The 680-nt window shown below is 70.4% G+C and carries 1 protein-coding gene; it reads right to left on the reverse strand.

Annotation, left to right across the window (positions count from 1 at the left end; genetic code table 11):
- Positions 1 to 666 (reverse strand): serine hydrolase domain-containing protein (locus JCM9942_RS17470; RefSeq protein ID WP_256202434.1); only part of this gene is annotated, 666 nt, incomplete at its 3' end.
- Positions 667 to 680: the final 14 nt, after the last annotated feature.

Raw genomic sequence — 680 nt, forward strand, 5'->3', positions numbered from 1 at the left:
GTCAGCCACGGTGTCCGGATCGGCGTCCACGGCGATATTGCGCGCGCCCTGGCGGTAATGCGGCCGGGCGATATTGCCGACCGCCGCGGCCGACCATTGCCCCACCTGGCAGCGCGTCAGCCCCAGCGGCTGGAAGATCTCCTCGCGCACCAGGGTCGCATACGGCTTGCCGGCCGCCGCCGCGGCGACCTCACCGGCGACCACATACAGCAGGTTGTCGTAGGCGTAGTCGGCACGGAAGCTGCCCACCGGCTTGAGGTGGGCCAGTCCGGCGAGGATGTCCTGGCGGCTGAAGCGGTTCGGCTCCGGCCACAGCATCAAATCGCCGGCGCCCAGCCCCAGGCCGCTGTTGTGGATCAGCAGGTCGCGCACCTGCAGATTGGCGGTCACCCACGGGTCGTACATGCGGAACCCGGGCAGATGTTTCGTCACCGGGTCTTCCCAGCGCAGCGTGCCGGCCTGGACCAGCCGCGCCAGCACCGCGCCGGTCATCGCCTTGGTGTTGGAGGCGATCTTGAACAGCGTGTCGGCATCGACCGGCGGCCCCAGACCGGCGGCCTGCTCGCCGCGGGTGACGACCTGCACGATCCGGCCATCCTCGATCACCCCGACCGCGATACCGGGCAGCCGGTAGTGCGCCATCGCCTGCTCGACCAGCGTCTCCACCGGTGCCGGCGAGG

The organism is Stenotrophomonas pictorum JCM 9942, from assembly GCF_001310775.1.
Lineage (GTDB): Bacteria > Pseudomonadota > Gammaproteobacteria > Xanthomonadales > Xanthomonadaceae > Stenotrophomonas > Stenotrophomonas pictorum.